Origin of the sequence: Prevotella sp. P4-98 (genome assembly GCF_002251405.1) — a bacterium.
GTDB lineage: Bacteria > Bacteroidota > Bacteroidia > Bacteroidales > Bacteroidaceae > Prevotella.
The window spans coordinates 24,779-50,958 of the sequence record NZ_NPJC01000082.1; the positions used below are offsets into that span (position 1 = coordinate 24,779).

The window sequence follows — 26,180 nt, forward strand, 5'->3', positions numbered from 1 at the left end:
CTTTAGCTTAAACCATCTATCTCACCATCTACCAAGCGAATATGTAATGCCTGAGGAGATTTTGGAAGTCCTGGCATTCGAATCATGCTTCCTGCAATAGCCACAATCATCTCGGCTCCGGAATTGATGACGATGTCACGGATTTCAAAATCAAATCCGTCGGTCACTCCGTATGCCTTCGGGTCTTGCGAGAACGAATACTGGGTCTTGGCAATACACACGGGGAAGGTCCTGCAACCTAATTGCTCTGCGCGTTTCATCTTGCGCTGGGCATCTGCTGAGAATGTCACATGCGAGGCGCCATAGATTCTGCGTGCAACAGCTTCAATCTTTGCACTTATGTGACTCTCGTCTGCATACATCAGCTGGAGTGGTTTTGACGGTTTCTGCTCTATCGTCTCGACCACCAGACGGGCAAGGTCTTCAGCACCTGCGCCCCCTTGTGCATAGGCGTTATTTAAGGCAAAGGGTACGTCCTGTTCCTTACAATGGCGACGTACCATTTCTATTTCCTGTGCATCATCATCTGCATATTGATTGAAACAAACGAGTACGGTCTGACCGAATTTCTGGAGGTTGTGAATATGCTTGTCAAGATTGCGCAAGCCGCGACAAACCCCTTCTGTATGAGGCAGACGGATTGCCCTCTCTTCCACTCCACCATGCATTTTCAATCCGCGTAGCGTAGCCACAAGGACCGTCAGTTTGGGTTGAATATGGGCTTTACGACACTTGATATCAAGGAATTTCTCTGCACCCAGATCAGCACCAAATCCTGCTTCTGTCACTACATAGTCGCCATACGTCATCGCCATCTTTGTAGCTATAATAGAATTGCAACCATGTGCGATATTGGCAAATGGTCCTCCATGGATGAAGGCAGGCGTATTTTCTGTGGTCTGAACGAGATTAGGATTGAGTGCATCTTTCAACAATACTGCGATAGCGCTCCCTACTCCCAAATCGCTCACATAAAACGGTTTGTCTTCGAGCGTGTAACCCAGTAGGATGTGATTGATTCTTCGTTCTAAATCTTCAAGGTCAGAGGCAAGACAAAGGATTGCCATAATCTCGCTGGCAGGAGTAATGTCGAATCCGCTTTCCTGCGGACAGCCGTTGACATGAGGTCCTAGTCCTGTTACGATGTGTCGGAGCGATCGGTCGTTCACATCCATGACTCTTCGCCATAGTATCTGTTTCATTCCGAAACCTTCAGTCTGATGCTGATAGATGTAATTGTCGAGCAAAGCGGCAATCATATTGTTTGCCGTGGTAATGGCATGGAAATCGCCTGTGAAATGCAGGTTGATTCTATCCATGGGCAACACCTGTGCGTAGCCTCCTCCGGCAGCTCCACCCTTTTGTCCGAAACACGGACCGAGTGATGGTTCGCGGAGTGCCAGAACAGCTCTTTTTCCTATACGTGCCAATCCGAGCGAGAGACCGACGGAGACGGTTGTCTTTCCGATTCCTGCCTTTGTAGGAGTAATGGCTGTTACGAGGATGAGGTTACTCTTTTCAACTCGTTCTTCATCAATCAGTTTGCCTGGCACTTTGGCAATAAATTTTCCATACGGTTCAATCAGGTCTTGGTTGATGCCCATCGTGGCAGCAATCACGCTGATTGGCTTCAATGTTGCTTCGCGTGCAATTTCGATGTCTTGTTTCATGCGGTCAGGTGGGTTTTAAATGATTATATATTTGTTGATATAGTCCTGCTGTGTCACCATGTAATCGATTGTTTCTTATTGTTTTTATTGCACCACTTTGAAACGAACCCGGAATACCTTGTTTTCTTCGTCCCAATTCGTTCCAAGTAATTCAAAACGGCCAATCTGACTGGTTGATCGCACGTGTTTGCCGATACACGGACAAACGTCATAATCGCCTATGCGTACGAGTCGGATGGTTTCCGACGCATCTTCTGGCAGTCGGTCTGGCGAAACGCCCTCTGGCAGATTGTTGCGGTCAACAAATTCAAACTCCACAGGCAAATCCTCTTCAATAAGTCGGTTCATCGTCTGTTCTATTTCCTTCTCCTCTTGGCGCGAAGGTTTATGACTCAGATGAAAGCTCATCTTGCTCTTTTTGCGCTCGATATGTGCGTTGAAAGAACGTTCACAACCGAATATGCGCATCATGGTCTGATTGAGCAGGTGTTCGGCTGTATGAGCCGGAGGAAATTCCTCTTTGTGGTGTTCGTTGAGAATGATATTTTCCATTGTTTTATGATTTTCAGATACTGTAACTTTCATCTTCATCACCACGCCCCCATTGGCGCCTACCTGCAGTCGAACGGCCTTATCTGGCTGCAGGTCAATGTTGGTTTTTGTTTTGCTCCACAGTTCTGTGGCAACATATTCGCCCGAGGCAACTTGCAAGAAGTCGAAGGCGTGTTTCGGCAGATTGACATCAACATCAACTTCGTGGTCTTCAAAATTGACTACCACCAAGAGCAGGTCATGTCCGATGTGGCGGAGGAACGCATATTGACGGTGCAAATGTGGATTCACATACATCAGGTCGAAGAATGTGCCTTCGCTTATGGCTTTCTCGCGACGAGCAATCTGCATGGTTTGTTCATGTTGTGCATAAACCAGTTTTTCGTCGGCGGTCAATTTTCTGGAGGCTGCCCGACATAGGGTATCGATACTCCAGTAGTCGAATATTGTGGTTCGTCCATCGCATCCGCTAAATCCTTCGTGGTCCATTCCGCGCTCTCCATACTCTTCTCCGAAATAGAGCATAAAAGGATTCTGTTGCATGAGCATGGATGCCATCATAGCAGGGACTCCGCGACGGGCTTCGCCTGCAAAGAATGTGCTTGCAATACGTTGTTCGTCGTGGTTTTCCAAGAAGTACAACATGTGTTGACGAATATCGTCTGTTTGTTGCCAGGCAGAAGTAATTGCCGAGGTAGCAGCCTGTCCGGTTATGACGGCGCGCATCGTATCATACATGCCTACTTTGTCGTAGAGTAAGTCAAAGCCGGCTGAAATATAACTACGATATAATGACGGATTATATACCTCACCGATGAACTGTATGTCGGGATATTGTTCTTTTACCGCTTTTGTAGCATAGCTCCAAAATGCTGCCGGCACCATCTCAGCCATGTCGCAACGGAAACCGTCTATACCTTTGGCTGCCCAGAACAAGAGGATGTCGGTCATTTTCTTCCAGGTATTGGGCATGGGATTGTCGTACAATACTCCACCTGCGTAATAGTCAACACCATAATTGAGTTTTACCGTTTCATACCAGTCATTCCTCCCTGGCGCATTGTCAAAATGGTCGTTGCCCGTGGCTTTGGCAGGATATTCTTCGTAAGGTGTTGCTTCGCCGTGATAAAGGTCAAAACAAGGCACGAAAGCTTGTCCTGGACAGTAATAGAAATTGTTATCTACCGGGTCGAAGCCTCTATCCACATGATCGTCTTCTCCAAGGTCGCTAACATTTGCTGGCTTGCAAATGGAATGATACTGGCGTGCAACGTGGTTGGGCACAAAATCGATAATCACTTTGAGACCAGCCTCGTGGGTGCGCTGAAGCAAGGCTTCAAACTCCTCCATTCTGTGGTCAACATCTGTTGCGAGATCTGGATCAACATCATAATAATCGGCAATAGCGTATGGCGAACCGGCACATCCTTTCACAACTGCAGGATGTTGTTTTGGGATTCCATATGCTGAATAATCTGTCCTCGTCGCATGACGAATAACCCCCGTGTACCAGACATGAGTAATGCCCATTCTTGCCCATCGGTTCAATACCTTTGGGGTGAAATCATCCATTTTTCCGCAACCATTCTCTTCAATGGTTCCGTTCATGTGACGGGTGATACAACGATTGCCGTAAAGGCGAGTAAAAACTTGATAGATAACCTGTTTACCTGTCATAAAGATTTAACGAGTAAAGATAATAGGCGCAGGTATAGCCCACGCCTATTATTTATTTAATTCTGTTTTAGTATCATTAGGATTAAGCAATGCCATGAGCACTTACTTCCTTATTGATTTTTGCAATCATACCCTGAAGGGCTTTACCTGGACCGCACTCTGTAAAATCGTCTGCGCCAACGGCAATCATGTTCTGCACAATCTGTGTCCAACGAACCGAACTTGTCAGCTGAGCAATCAGGTTTTGCTTGATTTCAGCAGGATCGGTATGTGGCTTGGCATCTACATTCTGATAAATGGGACATTTGGGAGCGGTAAACTCAGTTTTCTCGATAGCGGCCTGAAGTTCGTCCTTAGCAGGCTGCATCAATGGAGAGTGGAATGCACCACCCACCTTCAAAGGCAGAGCACGCTTAGCGCCGGCGGCTTTCAGCTGTTCGCAAGCCTCGTTGATGGCTTCGATATTACCAGAGATTACCAGCTGTCCGGGGTTGTTATAGTTGGCAGGAACCACAACACCCTTACCCATCTTGCTTACTTCTTTGCAAATGGCTTCAATCTTATCGTCGGGCAAACCGATGATGGCTGCCATGGTAGAGGGCTGAGCCTCACAAGCTTTCTGCATAGCCATGGCACGAGCATAAACCAGTTTAAGACCATCTTCAAAGCTCAATGCTCCAGCAGCAACAAGTGCCGAGAATTCGCCAAGAGAGTGTCCTGCAACCATAGCTGGTTGGAATGCGTCTCCCATGCAGATGGCAGAAATAACAGAGTGAAGGAAAACGGCGGGTTGCGTTACCTTGGTCTGTTTGAGGTCTTCGTCAGTACCTTCAAACATAATGTCGGTTATACGATAGCCAAGAATCTCGTTGGCTTTTTCAAAAAGTTCTTTTGCTTTAGGATTGTTGTCGTAGAGGTCTTTGCCCATTCCTACGAATTGAGCTCCCTGACCGGGAAATACAAATGCTTTCATTTTCTTATATATTTTTATTATGGAATTCTTTCCGCGTGCAAAGGTACGAATAAGCGAGGGAAAAACCAAACTTATTTGAGTTTTTCCGAGCGGAAGTACCTAAAATCCGAAGGATTAAAGGTACGAATAAGCGAGCAGAATCCAAAAGAAAAACACATTTTCTTTTTGGATTATCGAACGAAAGTACCCAAGAGACAACAGTCTCAGAGGTACGAATAAGCAAACAAAACCTTTTATCTTCGAGTTGCATTCGGGATTCGTTCAGGTAATCGTCCTCAACTTTGTTAAGTCAAATGATCCGTTCGAGATTTTCCGTGAAAAAAGCGAAGAACAGAAATCGCGTAACATGTCCCAAGAAGCTCCCAAGTAAATCCCAAGTAAGTCCCAAAATCATGTCCACAACAATAGGAACATGATAGGACCATATAGGTAAGAACTGCCGATGTGCTAACCTTATTATATTATGAGATAAAAAAAGCAGATAAAAGTCTTTGAACACCAAACATAATTGAATAATTTGAATCTCTATCAGATTATTTTTGTTGAAATAGTTTGGAAATCTCAAATATATTGATTACTTTTGCAGCCGATATTAATCATTCCCTTGTTTCCATTCGAGAAACAATAGTATTGCGACAAATTCCTGTCGCACACATTCATACCAAGAATACTTAGAAATAAATATGTACTTAAAAGAAGATTTGGAAAAAATGGAAATCTCTCAACTTATGGAGATTGCCCATGAAGTAGGTGTAAAAGTGTCACCTGACGATTCTTTGGAAAGCGTAATCTATGCCATACTCGATAAACATGCCATAGATTCTGCTGCGGAGTCTGTGGCTAACACCAAACGCAAACGCACACGTATAGCTAAAAAAGAAAAAGATAAAGTATATACTGTCAGCGGAAAAGACGGAGAAAACCTTGATACAAAGCCTGCAAAACGCGAGAAGAAACCTTCTCTCGACACACTCCTTGCTACTGCCGCACAACAAGCTATTCCCACAGAAGAAAATGACAACAGCGAAACCATTGCACCACAATCTATAGAAACAGCAAAAGATGCTGAAACAGAAACAGCACCTGTGGAAAAGGCAGAAAAAGAAGCTACAGATAAGCCTGCTCCTAAAAAACGAGGAAGGAAATCGAAAAAGGAACTCGAAGCTCTCGAACTGGAAAAGGCTGCAAAAGAAGCGGCCCTTATTCAGCAACAACCCGAAACTAACGAGCCCCAAGAGCAGATTGAAAACGTAGACCCCAATACTGTTGCACAAGAGGAGCCTGTGACAGAACCACAGTCCGAAGCTCAGAACATGGAGCAAAACAATAACACAGACTACAACGAAGGTCCAATGACAGAAGATGATGTTTGGAGTGGAGACCCAGGAGACGGTACTGATTTTATTACCGTTGTCGACCTGCCCATAGAAGACCAAGAGGCACTACCTTCACTCGACATCTTCGACAGACCCATCAGCAGTAACGCCCCAACAGCCAGCACTTTTGTTGCACCACAACAACCTGCACAGGATAAATACGACTTCGACGGTATTATCTCTGGTAACGGAGTACTCGAAATACTACAAGATGGATACGGCTTCCTTCGTTCAAGCGACTACAACTACCTTTCATCACCCGATGATATTTACGTAAGTCCACAACAAGTAAAAGGCTATAGTCTCAAAACAGGCGACGTGGTGGAATGTACCGTAAGACCACCGCACGATAACGAGAAATACTTTGCTTTAACAGAAATAAAAAGCATCAACGGAAGAAACCCACAAGAGGTCAGAGACCGCGTAAGCTTCGAACATCTCACCCCACTCTTCCCCGATGAAAAATTCAACCTCTGCGGCAATAGCGCCACCACAAATCCAAGTGTACGCATCGTTGACCTCTTCTCACCTATAGGAAAAGGACAGCGCGCACTCATAGTGGCACAGCCAAAGACAGGTAAGACAGTACTGATGAAAGACATTGCCAACGCAATAGCAGCCAACCATCCAGAGGCTTACATCATGATGCTCCTCATTGACGAAAGACCTGAGGAAGTCACAGACATGAGCCGTACTGTCAACGCAGAAGTAATTGCATCTACCTTTGACGAACCAGCGGACAGACATGTAAAAATTGCCGGTATCGTACTGGAAAAAGCAAAAAGAATGGTTGAATGTGGACACGACGTAGTAATTTTCCTCGATTCCATCACAAGATTGGCACGTGCCTATAATACCGTAAGTCCTGCATCAGGAAAGGTACTCACAGGTGGTGTTGACGCCAACGCACTACAGAAACCAAAGCGCTTCTTCGGAGCTGCACGTAATATAGAAAACGGAGGTTCACTCACTATTATAGCCACAGCTCTTACAGATACGGGCTCAAAAATGGATGAGGTAATCTTTGAAGAATTCAAAGGAACCGGTAACTCCGAATTACAACTCGACCGCACATTGGCCAACAAACGCATATTCCCTGCTGTCAACCTCGTCCTCTCTTCTACCAGACGCGACGACTTGTTGCAGGATCCAACCACACTCCAGCGTATGTGGATTGTACGCAATTTTATTGCAGACATGAATCCTCTTGAAGCCATGAATACCATGCGAGACCGCATAATTAAAACCATGGACAACGAGGAATTCTTGGCCACAATGAATGGATAACCTTTAAATCATCCCAATAATTACAACTATGCAAAGAGACAACACGATTTTCGAGCTCATCGAAAAAGAGCATCAGCGCCAACTCAAAGGCATCGAACTGATTGCGTCAGAAAATTTCGTCAGCGAACAAGTGATGGAAGCCATGGGCAGCTATCTGACAAACAAATATGCTGAGGGCTACCCTGGACACCGATACTATGGTGGCTGTCAGGTCGTGGATGAAGTAGAACAACTCGCCATCGACCGTGTTTGCAAACTCTTCGGAGCTGAATACGCCAACGTACAACCCCACTCAGGAGCACAAGCAAACGCAGCAGTACTACTCGCCGTACTGAAACCAGGTGATACATTCATGGGCCTTAACCTGGCTCACGGCGGTCACCTCTCACATGGCTCACTCGTCAATACCAGCGGTATCCTCTACAAACCCGTAGGATACAATCTTGATGAGAAAACTGGACGTGTAGATTACGATGAAATGGAGCAATTAGCACTCGAGCACAAGCCAAAACTCATCATCGGTGGCGGATCAGCATACAGCCGCGAATGGGACTACAAGCGCATGCGCGAAATCGCAGATAAAGTCGGGGCTTTGCTCATGATCGACATGGCACACCCAGCAGGTCTCATCGCCGCAGGACTCCTCGAGAACCCGGTGAAATGGGCTCATATCGTAACCTCTACCACACATAAAACCCTGCGCGGTCCACGCGGAGGTATCATCTTGATGGGTAAAGACTTTGAAAACCCATGGGGACTCAAAACGCCTAAGGGTGTCACCAAAATGATGTCACAACTGCTCAATTCAGCAGTATTCCCTGGACAGCAAGGCGGTCCTCTGGAACACGTTATTGCTGCTAAAGCAGTAGCTTTTGGCGAAGCACTACAGCCAGAGTTCAAAGAGTGGGCCAAACAAGTACAAAAGAATGCCAAGGTATTGGCTGAAGAACTCATCAAGCGTGGTTTCACCATCGTAAGCGGCGGTACAGACAACCACTCTATGCTCGTTGACCTGCGTACAAAATATCCCGATTTGACCGGTAAAGTAGCAGAGAATGCCCTCGTTGCTGCAGATATCACAGTCAACAAGAACATGGTACCATTCGACAGCCGTTCTGCCTTCCAGACATCAGGTATTCGCCTCGGCACTCCTGCCATCACTACACGTGGTGCAAAAGAAGACTTAATGGTAGAAATTGCCGCTTTCATCGAAGAAGTACTCAACGATCCCGAAAATCCAGAAGTTATTGCAAGTGTTCGCAAACGCGTCAACGAACGCATGAAGGAATATCCACTCTTTGCCTACTAAACTATTGAAAAGCAAGAGGTTTTAACCCTTCAAACAACTAAATACAAAGCAGTTCTGCTGACATCAAAAGTCACGCAGAACTGTTTTTTTTATCAGAAACATGAAAAATAATGTTGAGCAAACCTCGTGCTCTCCATTTTTTTTCGTATCTTTGCAAACAGAAAGAGAATGGCCGTATCGGTTCGATAGGGATACTCATCAAATTACTATGAAAACAGGGCGTATTTCCTGTACAATGGCGGGCCACAACTCCTAAGGAGCAGTTTGGCAACAGACCAGTGGATTACAAAGGCAGGAGAACCCCATATCTTCTAAGAAAGGAGTTTTCATCACATCACCGGTGCGGCCTCTTTTTTCTTTTTCATCAAAATAATCAAAGAAATATTAAACCAACATTAATAATATGTTTTCCGGAATAATCGAAGAAACCGCAACAGTTATTGATATCATACGCGACCGCGACAATATCGACTTAAAATTACGTTGTCCGTTTACTAACGAGTTAGGTATCGACCAAAGTGTAGCACACAACGGAACATGCCTTACCGTAGTAGCCATTGACAACGATTGCTACACGGTAACAGCCATGAAAGAAACGTTAGAGCGCACCAACTTAGGACTACTTCACATAGGCGACAAAGTCAATGTGGAACGATCGATGATGATGAACGGACGTCTCGACGGACATATTGTACAAGGACACGTCGATCAAACCGCTGTGTGCATCGCAAAAGAAGACGCCAACGGCTCTACCTATTTTACTTTTGAATACCAAGAAAACCAAGAAATGGCTCTCAATGGCTATTTTACAGTAGATAAAGGCTCGGTTACCGTCAATGGTGTATCCCTTACAGTTTGCAACCCTACCGCCAACAGCTTTCAGGTAGCCATCATCCCCTACACCTTTGAACATACCAATTTTTGTAATATCGAAAAAGGAAGTGTTGTCAATATTGAGTTTGACATTATAGGCAAATACATCGCACGGCTACAACAGTTGAAATAACAAAATTCACAGCAGACCACACCTATAATATAAGGTGTAAGACCACAAAAATAGCACAAAAAATACTGATTATCAAAAAAAAACGAAAATATATTTCCGTTTCACGCTGAAAATCAGTATCTTTGCACTCCGAAATAAAAATTATAATCACAGAAAGAAAATAAAATCGTTAGAAAACATGACGAAAGCAGAAATTATCAACAAGATTGTCCTTGAAACAGGAATCTCGAAAAAAGATGTTGCAGGCACCATTGAAGCATTCATGGAAGAAATACGCCAGAGCATGTCAGTGAGAAAAGAAAACGTATATCTCAGAGGTTTCGGTACATTTACCGTTAAACACCGTGCCCAGAAAACTGCACGCAACATTTCCAAGAACACCACTCTTGTTATCGATGCACACGACTTCCCTGCATTCAAGCCTGCAAAGAGCTTTATCGCCAAAATGAAATAATTATAACAACAACTTAATTTATACACATTATGCCAAACGGAAAGAAAAAGAAGGGCCACAAGATGGCTACTCACAAGCGTAAGAAAAGACTGCGCAAGAATCGTCACAAGAGCAAGTAAGCCATAAGCATATAAGCTCAACGAGAAAAATGAAAGGAGTGTACCGAGAAAATGTCGAGTGCCGACAATTCTCAGTACACCCCTTTCTGTATTTCAAAATACAAATACAAAAAGTTATTAAGAATGACAAGTGAAGTTATCATTGACGTACAACAGAAAGAAATCTCCATTGCACTTCTCGAAGACAAGAACTTGGTAGAATACCAAAACGAAAAGCGTGAGATGTCGTTTTCTGTAGGCAATATCTATCTGGGAAAAGTACACAAACTCATGCCCGGACTCAACGCATGCTTTGTCAATGTCGGTTCGGAACGCGACGCTTTCTTGCATTATCTTGACTTAGGAACACATTACTGTTCGTACGAGAAATACCTTAAACAAGTACAAAGCGACAGAAGAAAACTCTTCCCCATCTCTAAAGCTACACGACTGCCAGACTTACCCAAAGAAGGAAGCGTGCAAAATACGCTGAAGCCTGGTCAGGAAATTCTTGTCCAGGTGGTGAAAGAACCCATTTCAACCAAAGGACCACGACTTACCTGCGAGTTAAGTTTCGCGGGACGATATATGGTACTGATGCCTTTCCAAGACAAAGTATCAGTTTCCACAAAAATCAAAAAAGGAGAAGAAAGAGCCAGACTCAAACAATTGGTTCAGAGTATAAAACCAAAAAATTTCGGAGTTATAGTCAGGACATCAGCAGAGGGAAAACGTGTCGCAGAACTTGATGCAGAACTGAAACAACTGTTAAAACGATGGGATGAAGCCATAGAAAATGCACAGAAGGCCACAACATCGCCACAACTCATACACGAAGAAACAGGTCGTGCAGTAGCTTTGCTACGCGACCTGTTTGATCCTACTTACGACGGAATCTACATCAACGACAAAGAGGTATTTAAGCAAATCAAGAACTATGTCGAGATTATTGCCCCAGACAAGATAGATATTGTCAAGCTCTACACAGGAAGCGTCCCCATTTTCGACAATTTCAACGTAACCAAACAGTTGAAGTCATCATTCGGCAAAACTGTCAACTACAAACGAGGAGCCTATCTGATTATTCAGCATACAGAAGCCATGCACGTGGTGGATGTAAACAGCGGAAACAGAACAAGGGCTGAAAACGGACAGGAAGCCAATGCACTCGAGGTAAATCTCGGAGCGGCCGATGAATTGGCAAGACAATTGCGACTAAGAGACATGGGAGGTATCATTGTTGTCGATTTCATCGACATGAATTTGGCAGAAGATCGACAATTGCTCTACGAAAGAATGTGTAAGAACATGCAGAAAGATCGTGCAAGACACAACATTCTTCCGCTTAGCAAATTCGGCCTCATGCAAATTACACGACAACGTGTACGCCCTGCTATGGATGTGAATGTGGAAGAGGTGTGCCCAACATGTCTCGGAACAGGAAAAATCAAGTCCTCAATACTCTTTACCGACCAATTGGAAAATAAGATTGACCAGCTGGTCAACAAGATTGGAATCAAGCAATTCACCCTCCATGTCCATCCCTATGTGGCAGCATACATCAATCAAGGAATGATTTCCATGAAGCGTCGCTGGCAAATTAAATATGGACTTGGAGTGCGCATAATCCCTTCGCAGAAACTGGCATTCCTGCAATACGAGTTCTATGACAAAAAAGGCCATTTCATCGACATGCGCGAAGAAGTGGAAAGTAAAAACTAAACAACAGACACAATATCATTTCTTATGCTTTTACTGAAAATCGTATTCTGGTCAGCTATAGCGCTGGTATTTTATACCTACTTCGGATATGGAATCTTACTTTATATCATAGTCGGAGTGAAACGGCTTTTAAGTAAAGGCAAAAAGGAACAGACGAAACTGCCGGAAGACAACAAGCTTCCTGAAGTGACGCTGATGATATGTGCATACAACGAACAGGATATTGTCAACGACAAAATGAACAATACGTTGGCAATCGATTATCCGAAACTAAAAACCGTATGGGTTACAGACGGATCGGATGACGATACCAACCTAAAGCTGTCTTCCTACGACGTGAAGGTGATATTTTCACCTGAGCGTCGTGGAAAGACCGCAGCACTTAATCATGGCTTGGCATTGGTTGATACAGAACTTGTAGTGATGACAGACGCTAATACCATGCTCAACAGCAATGCCATACGCGAAATCGTGAAATGCTTTCTTGATCCAAAAGTAGGATGCGTAGCAGGAGAAAAGCGTGTTGCTGCCAACGAGCAAGGCCCACAACAAGCAGCAGCTCAAGGTGAAGGCCTCTACTGGAAATATGAAAGCAAACTTAAACAACTTGACAGCGAACTCTATTCAGCCATGGGAGCTGCAGGCGAGCTTTGTGCCATTCGCCGCTCTCTATACGAACCCATGCCAGAGAACGCTTTGCTTGATGATTTTGTCATGTCGTTGAGAATGCTGATGCAAGGCTATCGTATTGCTTATACTCCAAAAGCCTATGCACTTGAGCACGGATCTGCCAATTTAGCAGAAGAAGCCAAAAGAAAAAAACGTATTGCAGCAGGTGGACTACAGAGTATCTGGTGGCTTCGTCAACTCATGAATCCCCTACGCTATCCCATAGCTTCTTTTCAGTTTGTTTCACATCGTGTACTCCGTTGGACCATTACCCCTTTCGCACTTTTCTGTTTGATTCCACTTAACATTGCCCTTGTCTTGATGAAAGCAGGCATGGTTTACAACGTGATTTGGATATTGCAGATAGTTTTCTATCTTGCAGCATTGTGTGGCTATATGCAAGAACTCAATGGAAAGAAGAACAAATTTCTATATATCCCTTGCTACTTTGTATTTATGAACCTGAATGTATTCTACGGAATATCTTATCTTCAATCACATAAGAATAGTGGAAAATGGGAAAAAAGCAAACGCGCTTAAAATATATACTCCCCAGGTTTGGCGGAATAAAAAAAAAATTATATCTTTGCAGAAGTATATTACAAACAAGAACTAATTACATCTTGAAAAATTAAATATTATGAACCAAGATGAACGCAAAGAGCTTATAGCAAAGATAAACGAAGCAAATTCCAGAGCTGATGCTGCTGAAATCAAATTTTTGAGTCTCCAGAAAAAGATAGGCGAATATGAAGCAAAAGCAAAAGAGGCCGAACGGGCAAACCGCATGAAATCGTTGTTTTTGGCCAATATGAGCCATGAAATAAGAACACCGCTCAATGCAATCGAAGGTTTCTCAAGAGTCATGTGTGAAACTGAATCACAGGAAGAACGCATGAAATACATGGAGATTATTGAGAGCAACAATTCGCGTTTGCTGACACTTATCAATGAAATTCTTGACCTTTCACGAGTAGAAGCCGGAGAAGTTTCGATAAAGAAGTCGTTAACAGACCTCAACGAACTTTGTAGAACACTCAACAACACATTCAAGTTTAGATGTCCTGATACTGTCAACATGGTGTGGGAAGAACCTAATATGACTGTCATGCTCAATACTGATGGTAACCGTATTTCGCAGGTATTCTCAAACTTAATCAGCAACGCTCTGAAGCATACCACACAAGGTAGCATTTCTTATGGATACAGACTGATTAACGACGGGCAAGACGTAGAATTTTATGTGAGCGATACCGGTTCAGGTATTGACCCACAAGACATAGACAACATTTTCAAGACCTATGTTTCGAAAGATGCCGACTTTATTCAAAACGGATTTGGCCTCGGTTTGCCTTTAAGCAAGATTATTGTAGAAAAACTCGGAGGAACCATCAGCGTATCTTCCAAGCTCGGCCAAGGTTCGACCTTCCGCTTTACAATACCTTTCGATGGATCAGTTGGAGGACTTGCCAAAAACTCACGCATCACCACTAATTCGCGAACCATACGAGTTAGTACACATGGCAATTTGCAAGATGCTCCACTTATTCTCGTTGCAGAAGATGAAGACAACAACTATGAGCTGGTTAAGGTCGTGCTTTCCAAACGCTATCGCTTGCTACGCGCCCACAATGGAATAGAAGCCGTAACATTTTGTGAAGACGAGCATCCCGACCTTATTCTCATGGACATCAGAATGCCGGAAATGGATGGACTCGATGCCACTCGAATCATCAAAGAAGTAAATCCAGACGTACCCATTATTGCCCTCAGCGCCTATGCCTTTGAGGAAAATATAAGAGAGGCCCAAGCTGCAGGATGCAACGGATTTCTTTCAAAGCCATTCCGCGTGGAAGACTTGTTGGATAAGATTCACAACTATTTGACCGAATAAGTTTATTATAAATCTTTTGACACAAATTATATGGGAAAACTTGCTGTTTATCGCTATGTGGCTATGATGTTTCTTATAATGCAGATTATAGTATCTATCTTCACGATTCTCGGTTTGTTTGGAGGAAACTATTCGCCAGTAGGAAATAATGCAAAGGCAATGATAGTTTATATCTTGCCCCTGCTCATCCTTGCCAACCTACTATTGTTGGTATATTGGTTGATTAAACGGAACTGGCTGTTGACATTTGTACCAATCATCACATTACTTTGTTGCATTCCCTATATTGGTACGCTAGTCCAATTCCGGTCTGACAACACCAAAGCGGTTGCAGCTCAAGACGGTTTAACTATCGCCACATACAACGTTGCCATGTTTGGAAGGGAGACATCAGGTTTCATCTCTCAAGACATCTTGGCAGAAATGAAAAACCAAAAAGTAGATGTGCTTTGTTTTCAGGAGTATCTTGATGCAAGTGGCGATAAGAAAGTGTCTGATTCATATAAGAACTACTTTCCTTACAAAGCTTATGGACGTGATGATATGATCATCTACAGCCGCTATCCAATCCGTAAAACGGATAAGATTCTCTTTGAATATTCCAACAATAGTGCCATGTGGGCAGACATAGAGGTAAACGGAAAAATCATCCGCGTTTATAATGTTCACCTGCAGACAACAGGTATCAACGGCACACTCCATCAAGTTGCCAAAGCTAACTATCACGGAATAAATGTAGATAAAAGTTCTATTTTGCGCGCCATTTATGGCAATTACACTTTAGGTCTGATGATTCGTTCAGGCCAATCGATGACTATAGCTAACAATATGCGACAGACAGAACACCCACGTATCATCTGCGGCGACTTTAACGATGTGCCCTACTCTTATGTGTATAAGACACTTTTAGGCAACATGGTTGACGGATTCAAAGAATGTGGTTTCGGCTGGATGAGTACCTTCCGTGGTGGAAAGAAAAGTGTCCGCATTGACTACATCTTCCATGATGAGATGCTCAAAGGTCTTACCTATTACAAACGTGAGCTTACATACTCTGATCACTATCCCGTATTTATGAAAATTGCTTTATAGAATAATTTCCTATATACAAACTGGCAGTACTACACAGACATCCCTATAGTACTGCCGGTTTTGTATTTTATCCCTTCATTAAATATTCCACATACTCATTATCGATAATTATAAATCTGCCGGTTCCTCTTCAAAATGACCTTCACGATTGATATGGAATTTACGACTTTCTTTCCATTCAAAATCAGCATCCGGCTTATTGTCCGAACGAAAGAAGCGCATTAATGTCACTTCGTAACGGCTCGTCACAGAATATTCAAGTTTCATACTTCCAATTTCACCATTCAGATCACCATCGGCACGTTCGTAAATGGTCAACCGGTCTTGCATGACGTTATCGTGATCAAAAACACAAAGGTATAAAGTTGGTGGAGTTATAGAATCCATACGCTCTGCCAACAGTACCATATTAAAATGAGGGGTTGGTGGAAGAATCGCAGCTTTGAGTTTCTGGTCTCCCTCACACCCCATACTACTATTGAATAGTTTTGGAACAGGCGTCATCTGGGGAAGATATTCCACAAACTCAGGGGTATAATACAAAGGCAACGCAATCATAGAAAGACTGTCGAAAAATACAGTCAAAGGTTCACGGTTATCGGGTACAGGCAACATAGCTTTCGTGGTTTCCGCTTTTTTAATACTGTCTATCTTACGCTGATACTCCGCCATTCGATTGTGATTGCGACAACCGAACGCCATCATCAGTAAGACAGCACTTACCCAAATTATAGATTTCTTCATCATGAATGCAAATGTAGCAATTTTTTTTCAATCTATTCTGTTTTCTAACAAGAAATTACTAAATTTGCGCCATTATGATGAAAACGTTCAATTGCAGAAGGAACTTTTTTCTATTGTTCCTATTCCTGATAACAGCAATTTCTACAGTTGCCAATGGTCAGCATTTCCAAACGTCAGGTCCTGGCGAGTGGGTAAATTCCACGCGACTATATGTTTCGCAATTAAAATCCCTTACCGCTATTGTGAATGACAATTGGCAAACGTTGCCCCTACTCCATCTTCATGCAACAAACGAAAGAATGACAGTTGGCTTTGATGAAATGTCTCACGAAGTCCACGACTACATTTGCAGACTGGAACGGTGTGAACCCGACTGGACTACTTCTCAATTTGTTTTTGAAAACGACTGGATGCAAGGATTCTCAGAATTTCCGATATTGGATTACCAACATTCCATCAATACCACCATCGACTATACACACTATACGATTACGATTCCCAACGAACAATGTCAGATTACGATGAGTGGAAACTACCGATTAAGAATATTCGACAGGAATCATCGCCTTGATCAACCCGTAGCAGAAGTTTGCTTCATGGTTGTTGAACCGAAGGCTAAGGTAGCCTTGACTATGACAACCATTACCGATAAGGACGTAAACGGAAAACATCAGCAGATTTCTGCGACCTTAGAATATCCATCACTTAATATTTCCGATCGAGAACGACAGTTATATACCGTTATGATGCAGAACTGGCATTGCCCACGAATCAACGTTCCTCCTACATATCAAATGAAAAGCGGAATGAAATGGGACCACGATGAAAACTACATTTTCTTGGCAGGCAACGAATATCACAAGTTTGAAATACTTGCCACCAGCCACCCAACAATGGGCATAGAACGTATCGAATGGAATGGCCATCAATATGACGCATATCTCCATCCCGATGTTCCCAGACCGTTCTACCTAACCGATGAAGCCGCTAAAGGTTTTTCACTTGTTCGTAATAGCGACCGACAGGAAGATGATGTAACGTGCGACTATGTTTCTGTAAACTATCAATTACAAGCCCCCTATCATGGCAACAGATACATTTTTGGGCAATGGACCAATTCGTCAGACAGTCGAGACTATTTGATGTACTATGATAATACCACATCATCATATCATGCAACTATCATGCAGAAACAAGGCTATTATTCCTATATCTATGTTGATGATAAAGGTCTTCCGGCAGAAACAGAAGGAAATTTCTTCCAAACAAGCAATAGCTACCAGATGCTCGCATATTATCGTCCTATAGGTGGACGAACATGGCTTTTAGTCGGCTTTTGCGAATTATTATCAAGATAGTCTTGTTGTTTTAAGAACATTCTTCCTTTGTTCTGTCCTATAGGCTATTGGAGTACATTGATAGCGATGATAGAAACATGCAATAAAGTAGTTTGCCGATACGAAACCACACATTTTGGCAATTTCAGGAATACCCATTGTAGATTCACTCAGCATCTTCTTTGATGTTTCAAGGCGTAGCGATATCAAGAAATGGATTGGGTTTTTATGGCTGTTAGCCATTACCATTTTCGAAAGTTCCACTTCGTCCACTTCAGCCTTTTCAGCCAATCGTCTGAGCGAAAGATGTTCGTTGTGATCGATGAGCAGATGAGGCATGATTTTCAACATCATTTGCTCGAACATATATTCTCCTACATCCCCCTTGTCATCCGCGGCACCATTATTGTTTAATGGCTCAAGTACAGAGTTCTCATGTTGTTTACAGCGTTGCACAAATGTTTTCAATCGTTTCATTACCTGCGCTTCAACATTAATCCATTTCACGCGCATACGAATATATTTGTTGTACACCATTAGGTTGCCTACAATCAACACACACAGCGTCAATCCTAAAAGGACATATATGATAGTGGTGCGCCACCATGGCTCTTTCACGTAAATATGCCACACGTATGGTTTTTCTGTCCAATACTCAGGACTCATAGATGCTTGTAGCTCCACTTCATAATGTCCGGGGCTTATTCCCGACAAAGGTAAATGCAAAGCGCCTTTCTTATCCACCAATCCCCTTCCGTTGTAGGTTGATAAAACGGTCCATTCGTTATATGGTTCACATCCTTTTACGCGTACTCTATAATAGGTCTGAAACGGACGAAAATAGTTCAGACTGACAAACATCAACGTAATAGAGTTTTGGTCATAATTGAAGTACATATCACGTGTACGCGAGATAGCTACATCGGTTACTACGTTATCATTAAACCGCTCTCCCGGATGCACTTCATGACCATTCATCAGGATTTTGCACATTTGGGGAGTTAACCGGATTTTTTTGATTGCCTGTGTGTGGAACTTGTCAGGATGGAATGTCACCATGTGGTCAAGCGACTTGAAAATGATGGTACCGTCCGCCAGCTTGAGACTTGCTCCTTCTGTAAACGCTTCGTCAGGTACGTTATCTATTCCTGCAAAGTACTCAATATGCTTGACTTTGTTGTTCTTGACATCTATATGTGCTATACCATAACTTGTACTAACCCAAATATTGTGGTTGTTGTCTTCTATCACAGCACGTATTACCTCATTGGCAAGCCCATCCTTGTAGCCATACTCTATAGTCTTTGCATTAGGTCTCATAAGACGTATTCCGCTATAGGTTCCTTGCCAAGTCCATCCTCTGCTATCTACAAACGAGCAAGTGATTGTTGGAGGCAGATTTTTTGTATTGGTTTTAATCGCTTTAGCCATCTGGGACTCGTAGCGTTTAAAAAAATCGGTATTGGTTCCGTATTGTTGTATAGGCGACGCATATGGTTTGCAATAGAGTAATCCTCTGTGTTTACTTCCAAGCCACATACCGCCTTGTTTATCGAAGGTAAGGGCATTAATGTCAGGAACCATTCGTTGACCGTTGTCTAATGTGATTTCAGCATGGTGTTTTGTTTCTTCAGTTGCCAGGTTATATGTCCAATAACCTTCTACGCATGCAATATAGAGTTTGTTATCATGAACGACCATAGAGTTTAGACTGTAAGGAGTTTGGAGAATTGTTTTGGCACTCCGCTTCTTAACATCTAAATAAAGCAAAATTGATTTATTGACTCCTGTACGAATCTGAAAAATACCTTGTTCGGTTTTACACAAGACGCTGGTTGCATTGTAGCGTTTGCCAGCTTCTGCTGTCAAAGTATGTATCGTGTATAGTATTTTTTTTGTGTTAATATCATACACATCTACATCGCCATTGTTATAAAAGAGAAATAGCCGATTTTCAAAACGGGAAATATCCTGCAAAGGGTAACGCTTGATTTTAAGCGTACACTTCGTGTGAATGTTGACCAATTTGTCTCCCAACACCACCCAAACGGTAGCTGTCTCGTCAGCAAATAAGTCATCTACCTTGTTTTTGATACCATAAGAGTTGAACACGCCTTGTACATCATCGATAAACTCTTCTTTTCTTAGATCCACACATGTGACACGATGGGTGTCTTTAACCCAGAGATGCTGATTATTATCAAAATAGACATGCGAATAACCTGTGTATTTTGCCAAGGGATAGACATTAGACGGCTGTGGGTCTATATGTGTGAATGTCACGCCATCAAAGAAGTTCACGTGACCAAGTGTGGTGAGGATGATGCGGCCCGTTGTCGTGCAACTAATCGTCTGCGCACTATTATCTATCATGCCGTGTGACGAGGTATAAACCCTGAACACCCGATCTGCTTCGTTTGCTTTGGTATAAAATGGTTCAAAAAACAGCATTAATGCTATTATCACACAGCAAATTATTGTTCGTTTAGTCATTTTCGGTTTAGTAGTCATGTAACTTGTCGCAAAGTTAAGCAAAATGCTTGTGAAAAACAAGTTTTTGAACCGAAAATTGCTTGGTAAGGTACAAAATGCTTGTTATTTTCCACTTCTGTTGATTATTCTACAGATGGCTTTTACCGTAGGGAGCTATTTGGGAGAAACTAGGAAGAAACAAGGGAGGAACTCAGGAGACATTCGGGATGTGCCCGGAATGTGTTCGGGATGCCCCTTGCCATCGGCTGAGATAAATTCGTTACTCAACTATTTAGAAAGCATTATTCTGCAAGCAAAAATAATCCTATGAATATTAAATTCATAGGATCTTTCTTATGTTTTGTCGAGGTGACAGGACTCGAACCTGCGACAGCCTGGTCCCAAACCAGGAACGCTACCAACTGCGCTACACCTCGTTGCTTTATCTAAGCGGGTGCAAAGGTACAAATAATTTGGCAGACAAAAGACTAAAAACAGAAAAATCTTTCGTTTTTAACATTATTTTAAGACTTCAGACCTTTTAGTCTTTCATCTGCCACTTTATTATCCGCTTATTCACTCACTCTACATTGGGTTTACAAAATGCATCCGACGTAAAAAGTGGTAAAAACTGGCTTTCTCTTTTACTTGATAATGCCTTGCTCGACAAATATCTTCTTCAGAATTTCTACAGAGCGCTCCACCTGCTCTTCAGTATGGGTAGCCATGAGTGCATAGCGCACGAGAGTATCCTGAGGTGCACATGCAGGAGGAATAACAGGATTGATGAATACTCCTGCATTAAAGGCAAGTGCTGTTACAAGGAATGTCTTCTCCACATCACGCACATAAAGTGGAATAATAGGACTCTCTGTTTCTCCAATTTCAAAACCTTCTTCCTGGAAACGCTTCAAAGCATACTTCGTTACTTTCCACAAAGCCTCTATGCGCTCTGGCTCTTTCTGCAAGATGTGCAGAGCCTCAAGAGCTGCGGCTGTAGCTGCCGGAGTGTTAGAAGCCGAGAAAATATAGGTACGACAATTATGACGCAGGAAATTGATGGTATCTTTATCTCCTGCAATAAATCCACCAATAGAAGCCAAAGATTTAGAGAATGTTCCCATAATAAGATCTACCTCATCGGTCAAACCGAAATAGTCACAAACTCCACGTCCATGGTCTCCGAATACTCCAATACCGTGAGCTTCATCAACCATGATAGAACAGTTGTATTTATGCTTCAGCTCTACAATTTCTGGAAGTTTAGCCAAATCACCTTCCATCGAGAATACACCATCCACCACTATAAGTTTCACGGCCTCGTGAGGAAGATTCTGAAGCACACGCTCCAAATCTGCCATATCATTATGCTTGTAATGTAGCTGACGAGCAAACGAGAGACGACGTCCATCAACAATACTTGCATGGTCACGATCATCACAGATAATGTAGTCGTTCTTACCCACTACCATTGCCAACACTCCTTGATTCACACTAAAGCCAGTTGACAAGCAGAGGCAGTCGTCTTTATGAACAAACGCCGAGATTTCTTTTTCCAACTTGACGTGAAGATCAAGAGTACCATTAAGAAAACGGCTACCTGCACAGCCTGAACCATATTGATCCAAAGCAGCTTTAGCAGCATCAATGATTCGCTGGTCACCAGTCAATCCTGTATAAGCATTAGAGCCAAACATCAAAACTTTGTGGCCGCCCATTTCTACCTCCGTACCCTGTTTTCCTGTAATTTCACGGAAATAGGGATAAACACCAGCCTCCATAAATTTCTGAGGCTCGCGATAGTTTTTGTATCTTTCTTGTAATTGTCCCATGAGAATAGTTATCTACAGCTGAGCTGTTTTTATTCGTTTCGAACTGCAAAGTTACACAAATTTTATCAAAACGTGCAAAAAAAGAAATATTATTCGTTATTAAAATGTAATTTTATCTATTTTTGCATACTTTTTGAACGATTATTAGTACATTTGCATCGTATGAACGAAAAGAAAAGAATAACATTCATAGTCAATCCCATATCGGGAACGCATGGAAAGGATGCTATTCCTGACATGATTGCCAGCGAAATCGATGCACAACGCTTCGATGTTACTATCCGATTGACCGAACATGCCGGCCATGCTGCATCAATCGCACGCGAGTGTGCAGACAATGGTGCCGACATCGTCGTGGCAGTTGGTGGCGACGGAACCGTCAATGAAGTGGCGCGATCACTCACCCACACAGACACGGCTTTGGGAATCGTGCCCTGCGGTTCTGGAAATGGCCTTGCCCGCCATCTTTGCTTGCCGCTCAATCCACGCAAGGCATTAGGAGTCATCAACCGGGATGTCGTAGAAAGTTTCGACTATGGAGTCATCAACGGACTGCCGTTTTTCTGCACCTGTGGCATGGGATTCGACGCGTTCATCTCACTCAAGTTCGCAGAAGCCGGCAAGCGTGGACCGCTCACCTATATAGAAAATGTGCTAAAAGAAGGTCTGAAATACAAGCCAGAAACCTATGAAGTCACCGACGATACCGGTGCACGAAGCTACAAAGCATTCCTCATTGCCTGTGCCAATGCATCACAATATGGCAACAATGCCTATATTGCACCAAACGCAACCATGAAAGACGGTATGATGGACGTCATCATCATGGAGCCATTTACAGCATTGGAAGCACCACAGATCAGCATCGACCTGATGAACAAGACGCTGACCAACAATTCTAAAATCAAAACCTTTAAGACGCGGTCCATTCATATCCACCGTTCCCAACCTGGCGCCATCCATTACGATGGAGACCCGATCATGACAAGTTCCGATGTCGATGTGCATATCGAACCGGCAGGAATCCGTATCGTCACCAACCCCAATGCCATGGAAGACCCCTGTCAACCCAATCCTTTCCTCAACGCATTCAGCGATTTCTTCAATAATATAAATAATGTTCGCGAGGATATTGAGAAAAGTGGCAGACGTATTCAAGCCATGAACAAACTAATGCTGCGTAAACTATCCAAATTATAAAAAACATGCAATACACCCTTGTCTTCATAGTCCTTGTCTTATGCGTGGGATATATTGCTTGGCACATTTACCGTCAGCTTTCTGACCACGAAAATCCATGTCAAGGCTGCAAAGGATGCGAATTAAGCAAAAAAAACAGGAAAAAATTTGGTTGTTCAAAAAAATAGTATTACCTTTGCACTCGCTTAACAACAAGGTGCCTTGGATGAGTGGCTTAGTCAACGGTCTGCAAAACCGTCTACGGCGGTTCGAATCCGCCAGGCACCTCAAGAGTAAGGTTAACAGAAAGAGAGTCCACAAGACTCTCTTTTTCTATATCATAAAATACTGCACAAGCCACATAGCTTCCACCAGGACATAATCAACCAGTCCACAAAAAAAATGTGTGGCTTATTTTCCTCTTCAGTTTTTACGGGTACAACGAAAATAAACGAAAGAACACAGAAGATTTGCTTTTTAGAAATATTATGCGTATCTTTGTGTATCATTTTGAAAACCACCTGCCCATGAACGGATATTCCATCATCAACGACCCGGTTTTCGGTTTTATAAAAATCGGAAAAGGACTGCACTACGATATCGTGCAACACCAGTTGTTCCAACGCTTGAATCGCATCAACCAACTCGGACTCGCATCTGTGGTATATCCAGGAGCACGACATACACGCTTCCAGCATTCCATCGGCGCCTACCACTTGATGTCAGAAGCAATCAAGTCGTTACTTGAGAAAGGCGTATATATCTTCGACATGGAAGCGGAAGCTGTTCTTGCAGCCATCCTCATGCACGACATCGGTCATGGCCCTTTCTCACATGCCCTGGAGAATACGCTCATCCACGACATATCGCACGAAGAGATTTCCATGATGATGATGGAACGCATGAATGAAGACTTTCATGGCGCTCTCAACCTCGCCATTTCTATCTTCAAAGACGAATACCACAACAAGATATTCCACCAACTCATTTCCAGCCAATTGGACATGGACCGTCTCGACTACCTGCGTCGCGATTCATTCTTTACCGGAGTGACTGAAGGAAACATTGGCAGCGATAGAATCATCAAGATGCTCAACGTGGTGGATGAACAACTCGTGGTGGAGTCGAAAGGTATATATTCAATAGAAAACTACCTGACAACGAGACGTCTGATGTACTGGCAGGTCTATCTGCACAAAACCGCCGTAGGATACGAAAAAGTATTGATCAACACACTACGAAGAGCAAAAGACCTCGTAAGAAAAGGAAATTCCCTTTTCGCCCCTCCCGCCCTCGCCTATTTTCTGAACAACGACATCAGCGCAGAAGACTTCCGGACCCAAAGTGCTGCATTACGCCATTATGCCGACCTTGACGATTGCGATATATGGAGTACACTCAAGGTATGGAGATACAACGAAGACAAAATTCTTTCCACTCTTGCCACAGACATGCTCGACAGAAGACTATTTAAAGTAGAAGTTCTTGAAAACGCTCCTGACAAGCATACTATCAACGAGATACGCAAGAATATTGCAGACACATTAGACATCTCTCTCGAAGAAACTGAATACATGGTATCCGTCGCTGAAATAGGCAAAGATATGTACAATCCAGAAGACGACAGCATCGGTATTCTTTACAAAGACGGTACCGTTAAGGATATTTCAGAGGCTTCAGAAATTCTCAATGTACAACTACTTTCCAAAAAAATACGCAAATATTACCTTTGTTACCAAAGAGTTTGAGAAAAAAATTGTAACTTTGCACCAATTTAATAATATTACAAACAAAAATATGGAGTTTACAGCCAAACAAATAGCCGATTTTATCGGTGGTCGTGTAGAAGGTGACGATAACGCCACTGTACACACTTTTTCGAAAATTGAAGAAGGCACAAAAGGTTCCATTACCTTCTTGTCAAATCCTAAATACACACAGTATATTTACGACACCAAGGCAAGTATTGTTCTTGTCAACAACGATTTGGTTCTGGACCACTCTGTAGAAGCCACACTCATCCGTGTGGAAAATGCTTATGAGTGTGTGGCTAAATTGTTGCAACTCTATGCCGCAAGCATGCCCAAGAAGAAAGGTATCGATCCACTGGCATTCGTTAGCCCAACCGCAAAAATCGGCGCAGATGTATATATTGGCGCCTTTGCATACATTGGAGACGGCACAACAGTTGGCGACAACACTCAGATTTACCCCCATACTGTAGTAGGCGACGGCGTGAGCATCGGCAACGATTGCCTACTCTATCCCAACGTCACCATTTATCAGGGTTGCCGTCTGGGTAACGATGTAACAATCCATGCTGGTAGCGTGATTGGTGCAGACGGATTCGGTTTTGCCCCCAGCCAAGAGGGTTATGATAAGATACCACAAATTGGTATCGTGATCATCGAAGATCATGTAGAAATTGGTGCCAACACATGTGTTGACCGTTCTACCATGGGACAGACCGTACTTCATAAAGGTGTGAAGATAGACAACCTCATCCAGGTGGCTCACAACTGTGAGATTGGTGAGAACACGGTAATGTCTGCCCAGGTTGGCCTTGCTGGTTCTACTAAGATAGGCGCTTGGTGTATGGTAGGTGGACAGGCAGGATTCTCTGGTCATATCCACGTGGCAGACAAGACATTCATCGGCGCACAGGCTGGCGTAATCAGTAACACAAAAGGCAATGGTGAGCAATTGATTGGTTCTCCTGCCATTGAACCAAAGGGATTCTTCAAATCCTCTGCCATTTTCCGTAAGTTGCCCGATATGTATCGTGAACTCAACATGCTTCGTAAAGAACTCGATGAATTGAAAAAACAAAAATAAAT

General features: G+C 43.1%; 18 protein-coding genes and 2 tRNA genes. 13 read left to right on the forward strand and 7 right to left on the reverse strand.

Annotated features, from left to right (window positions below):
- Positions 1-2 precede the first annotated feature (2 nt).
- The 3 genes from CIK96_RS12300 to fabD all read right to left on the reverse strand — a co-directional run bounded on the left by CIK96_RS12300 (position 3) and on the right by fabD (position 4,872).
- A complete protein-coding gene (locus CIK96_RS12300; protein WP_094440746.1) occupies positions 3-1,670 on the reverse strand; it encodes a formate--tetrahydrofolate ligase in 1,668 nt (555 codons plus the stop codon).
- Between the two features lie 84 nt (positions 1,671-1,754).
- Complete coding sequence (locus CIK96_RS12305; RefSeq protein ID WP_094440747.1) at positions 1,755-3,899, reverse strand: alpha-amylase family glycosyl hydrolase; 2,145 nt, start codon at positions 3,897-3,899, stop codon at positions 1,755-1,757.
- Between the two features lie 82 nt (positions 3,900-3,981).
- Entirely contained in the window at positions 3,982-4,872 is an 891-nt protein-coding gene (fabD, locus tag CIK96_RS12310; RefSeq protein ID WP_094440748.1) for an ACP S-malonyltransferase, read from the reverse strand.
- 683 nt (positions 4,873-5,555) lie between these two features.
- Here fabD and rho point away from each other — a divergent pair.
- The 8 genes from rho (at position 5,556) to CIK96_RS12350 (ending at position 15,779) form a co-directional block, all read left to right on the forward strand.
- A complete protein-coding gene (gene rho / locus CIK96_RS12315) occupies positions 5,556-7,535 on the forward strand; it encodes a transcription termination factor Rho (protein WP_094440749.1) in 1,980 nt (659 codons plus the stop codon).
- Between the two features lie 28 nt (positions 7,536-7,563).
- Positions 7,564-8,844, forward strand: coding sequence for a serine hydroxymethyltransferase (gene glyA / locus CIK96_RS12320; protein WP_094440750.1), 1,281 nt, complete (start codon positions 7,564-7,566; stop codon positions 8,842-8,844).
- A gap of 403 nt (positions 8,845-9,247) precedes the next feature.
- Positions 9,248-9,850 carry a riboflavin synthase gene (locus CIK96_RS12325; protein WP_094440751.1) on the forward strand — a complete coding sequence of 201 codons (603 nt, stop codon included), beginning with the start codon at positions 9,248-9,250 and terminating at the stop codon, positions 9,848-9,850.
- Between the two features lie 178 nt (positions 9,851-10,028).
- A complete protein-coding gene (locus tag CIK96_RS12330) occupies positions 10,029-10,304 on the forward strand; it encodes an HU family DNA-binding protein (protein ID WP_094391672.1) in 276 nt (91 codons plus the stop codon).
- Positions 10,305-10,546: 242 nt separating this feature from the next.
- Positions 10,547-12,124 (forward strand): Rne/Rng family ribonuclease, encoded by a 1,578-nt coding sequence (locus CIK96_RS12335; protein ID WP_094391671.1) that lies wholly within the window; start codon positions 10,547-10,549, stop codon positions 12,122-12,124.
- Positions 12,125-12,148: 24 nt separating this feature from the next.
- Positions 12,149-13,333: a glycosyltransferase family 2 protein gene (locus tag CIK96_RS12340; RefSeq protein WP_094436281.1), complete on the forward strand. Its 1,185-nt coding sequence runs from the start codon at positions 12,149-12,151 to the stop codon at positions 13,331-13,333.
- Positions 13,334-13,433: 100 nt separating this feature from the next.
- The gene (locus CIK96_RS13640) at positions 13,434-14,687 is read left to right on the forward strand and encodes an ATP-binding protein (RefSeq protein WP_094391669.1); all 1,254 of its coding nucleotides are present in this window, start codon (positions 13,434-13,436) and stop codon (positions 14,685-14,687) included.
- A gap of 30 nt (positions 14,688-14,717) precedes the next feature.
- A complete protein-coding gene (locus CIK96_RS12350) occupies positions 14,718-15,779 on the forward strand; it encodes an endonuclease/exonuclease/phosphatase family protein (RefSeq protein WP_094436285.1) in 1,062 nt (353 codons plus the stop codon).
- Positions 15,780-15,887: 108 nt separating this feature from the next.
- Here the strand turns inward: CIK96_RS12350 and CIK96_RS12355 are convergent, their stop codons facing one another.
- A complete protein-coding gene (locus tag CIK96_RS12355; RefSeq protein ID WP_094440752.1) occupies positions 15,888-16,526 on the reverse strand; it encodes a hypothetical protein in 639 nt (212 codons plus the stop codon).
- A 74-nt stretch (positions 16,527-16,600) separates the two neighbouring features.
- Here CIK96_RS12355 and CIK96_RS12360 point away from each other — a divergent pair, with 74 nt between their 5' ends.
- Complete coding sequence (locus CIK96_RS12360) at positions 16,601-17,881, forward strand: DUF5103 domain-containing protein (RefSeq protein ID WP_254047140.1); 1,281 nt, start codon at positions 16,601-16,603, stop codon at positions 17,879-17,881.
- On the opposite strand, the gene CIK96_RS12365 is transcribed toward CIK96_RS12360, so the two are convergent.
- The 3 genes from CIK96_RS12365 to CIK96_RS12380 all read right to left on the reverse strand — a co-directional run bounded on the left by CIK96_RS12365 (position 17,873) and on the right by CIK96_RS12380 (position 22,164).
- Entirely contained in the window at positions 17,873-20,326 is a 2,454-nt protein-coding gene (locus tag CIK96_RS12365; RefSeq protein ID WP_158214872.1) for a helix-turn-helix domain-containing protein, read from the reverse strand. The genes CIK96_RS12360 and CIK96_RS12365 overlap by 9 nt on opposite strands.
- Positions 20,327-20,696: 370 nt before the next feature.
- Positions 20,697-20,769 (reverse strand) — tRNA-Pro (locus tag CIK96_RS12375).
- A gap of 207 nt (positions 20,770-20,976) precedes the next feature.
- On the reverse strand, positions 20,977-22,164 hold the full coding sequence (locus tag CIK96_RS12380) for an aminotransferase class I/II-fold pyridoxal phosphate-dependent enzyme (RefSeq protein WP_094391663.1): 1,188 nt from the start codon (positions 22,162-22,164) through the stop codon (positions 20,977-20,979).
- Between the two features lie 162 nt (positions 22,165-22,326).
- Here CIK96_RS12380 and CIK96_RS12385 point away from each other — a divergent pair, with 162 nt between their 5' ends.
- From CIK96_RS12385 to lpxD, 4 genes are all read left to right on the forward strand, one after another.
- Positions 22,327-23,364 carry a diacylglycerol kinase family protein gene (locus CIK96_RS12385; RefSeq protein ID WP_094440756.1) on the forward strand — a complete coding sequence of 346 codons (1,038 nt, stop codon included), beginning with the start codon at positions 22,327-22,329 and terminating at the stop codon, positions 23,362-23,364.
- A gap of 195 nt (positions 23,365-23,559) precedes the next feature.
- Positions 23,560-23,631, forward strand: a tRNA-Cys gene (locus CIK96_RS12390).
- Positions 23,632-23,870: 239 nt separating this feature from the next.
- Positions 23,871-25,091, forward strand: coding sequence for an HD domain-containing protein (locus CIK96_RS12395; protein WP_094391699.1), 1,221 nt, complete (start codon positions 23,871-23,873; stop codon positions 25,089-25,091).
- A 49-nt stretch (positions 25,092-25,140) separates the two neighbouring features.
- Positions 25,141-26,178 (forward strand): UDP-3-O-(3-hydroxymyristoyl)glucosamine N-acyltransferase, encoded by a 1,038-nt coding sequence (lpxD, locus tag CIK96_RS12400; protein ID WP_094440757.1) that lies wholly within the window; start codon positions 25,141-25,143, stop codon positions 26,176-26,178.
- The last annotated feature ends 2 nt before the right edge of the window (positions 26,179-26,180 follow it).